Source organism: Pseudomonas sp. F1_0610, assembly GCF_047470865.1.
In the GTDB taxonomy this organism is placed as follows: Bacteria; Pseudomonadota; Gammaproteobacteria; order Pseudomonadales; family Pseudomonadaceae; genus JAZDRH01.
Map to the genome: position 1 here is coordinate 1 of NZ_JAZDRH010000062.1, position 2,412 is coordinate 2,412.

The 2,412-nt window shown below is 48.9% G+C and carries 2 tRNA genes and 2 rRNA genes; all 4 read right to left on the reverse strand.

What is annotated here, in order from left to right:
* Positions 1-273, reverse strand: a 23S ribosomal RNA gene (locus VQ643_RS16105); the annotation flags it as partial.
* A 266-nt stretch (positions 274-539) separates the two neighbouring features.
* Positions 540-615 (reverse strand) — tRNA-Ala (locus tag VQ643_RS16110).
* Positions 616-638: 23 nt separating this feature from the next.
* A tRNA-Ile gene (locus VQ643_RS16115) sits at positions 639-715 on the reverse strand.
* Positions 716-800: 85 nt separating this feature from the next.
* Positions 801-2,343 (reverse strand): 16S ribosomal RNA (locus VQ643_RS16120).
* Between the last annotated feature and the right edge of the window lie 69 nt (positions 2,344-2,412).

Consider the following 2,412-nt stretch of genomic DNA (forward strand, 5'->3'; position numbering starts at 1 on the left):
TTAAGGGCTGGTCCCCGTTCGCTCGCCGCTACTGAGGGAATCTCGGTTGATTTCTTTTCCTCAGGGTACTTAGATGTTTCAGTTCCCCTGGTTCGCCTCTTACACCTATGTATTCAGTGCAAGATATCTAGGTTATCCTAGATGGGTTTCCCCATTCAGAGATCTCCGGGTCAAAGGTTGTTTGCCACCTCACCGAAGCTTATCGCAGGCTACAACGTCTTTCATCGCCTCTGACTGCCAAGGCATCCGCCATATGCGCTTCTTCACTTGACCATATAACCCCAAACAATCTGCTTCTCAGCGATTATTCAAAGTGATCAGTTGAAGTTCGATATTTCGCCAAAAATTCGCTTGAACTCGCAAATTTACCTTAGCTTATTAACTGTCAGTGATAACAATTAATAGTCTATTTTTACTTCTATCACATACCAAATTTTTAAAGAACAGTTCTGATAAAAAATCAGAAATCAATATTTCAAATTAATTCGGAAATACTCATTTCTGATCTCTTTCACAGCACTTCTAAGTAACAAATTAAGTGGTGGAGCCAAGCGGGATCGAACCGCTGACCTCCTGCGTGCAAGGCAGGCGCTCTCCCAGCTGAGCTATGGCCCCATTTCTAGGGCTTCCCAGATAATTGGTGGGTCTGGGCAGAGTTGAACTGCCGACCTCACCCTTATCAGGGGTGCGCTCTAACCAACTGAGCTACAGACCCAATTATCGTTGGGTTTCACCCAATTCGTTACTTCTCAAATCAAGCAATTCGTGTGAGTACTTATGAAGACGCTGGAATCTTCGATTAAGGAGGTGATCCAGCCGCAGGTTCCCCTACGGCTACCTTGTTACGACTTCACCCCAGTCATGAAACACACCGTGGTAACCGTCCTCCCGAAGGTTAGACTAGCTACTTCTGGTGCATCCCACTCCCATGGTGTGACGGGCGGTGTGTACAAGGCCCGGGAACGTATTCACCGTGACATTCTGATTCACGATTACTAGCGATTCCGACTTCATGGAGTCGAGTTGCAGACTCCAATCCGGACTACGATCGGTTTTGTGAGATTAGCTCCACCTCGCGGCTTGGCAACCCTCTGTACCGACCATTGTAGCACGTGTGTAGCCCTGGCCGTAAGGGCCATGATGACTTGACGTCATCCCCACCTTCCTCCGGTTTGTCACCGGCAGTCTCCTTAGAGTGCCCACCATTACGTGCTGGTAACTAAGGATAAGGGTTGCGCTCGTTACGGGACTTAACCCAACATCTCACGACACGAGCTGACGACAGCCATGCAGCACCTGTGTCAGAGTTCCCGAAGGCACCTATCCATCTCTGGAAAGTTCTCTGCATGTCAAGGCCAGGTAAGGTTCTTCGCGTTGCTTCGAATTAAACCACATGCTCCACCGCTTGTGCGGGCCCCCGTCAATTCATTTGAGTTTTAATCTTGCGACCGTACTCCCCAGGCGGTCAACTTAATGCGTTAGCTGCGTTACTAAGTTCTCAAGGAACCCAACAACTAGTTGACATCGTTTACGGCGTGGACTACCAGGGTATCTAATCCTGTTTGCTCCCCACGCTTTCGCACCTCAGTGTCAGTATCAGTCCAGGTAGTCGCCTTCGCCACTGGTGTTCCTTCCTATATCTACGCATTTCACCGCTACACAGGAAATTCCACTACCCTCTACTGTACTCTAGTCATGCAGTTTTGAAAGCAATTCCCAGGTTGAGCCCGGGGCTTTCACTTCCAACTTACAAAACCACCTACGCGCGCTTTACGCCCAGTAATTCCGATTAACGCTTGCACCCTTCGTATTACCGCGGCTGCTGGCACGAAGTTAGCCGGTGCTTATTCTGTTGGTAACGTCAAAACAGTCAAATATTAGTTAACTGCCCTTCCTCCCAACTTAAAGTGCTTTACAATCCGAAGACCTTCTTCACACACGCGGCATGGCTGGATCAGGCTTTCGCCCATTGTCCAATATTCCCCACTGCTGCCTCCCGTAGGAGTCTGGACCGTGTCTCAGTTCCAGTGTGACTGATCATCCTCTCAGACCAGTTACAGATCGTCGCCTTGGTGAGCCTTTACCCCACCAACTAGCTAATCTGACCTAGGCTCATCTAATAGCGTGAGGTCCGAAGATCCCCCACTTTCTCCCGTAGGACGTATGCGGTATTAGCCACTCTTTCGAGTAGTTATCCCCCACTACTAGGCAGATTCCTAGGCATTACTCACCCGTCCGCCGCTCGTCAGCAAAGAAGCAAGCTTCTTCCTGTTACCGCTCGACTTGCATGTGTTAGGCCTGCCGCCAGCGTTCAATCTGAGCCATGATCAAACTCTTCAGTTAAATCTTGTGAAGCTAAAAGCTTCTAATTTTGGCTCAGCAATCTAAATAAACTCTTGTGAATTCACAGAG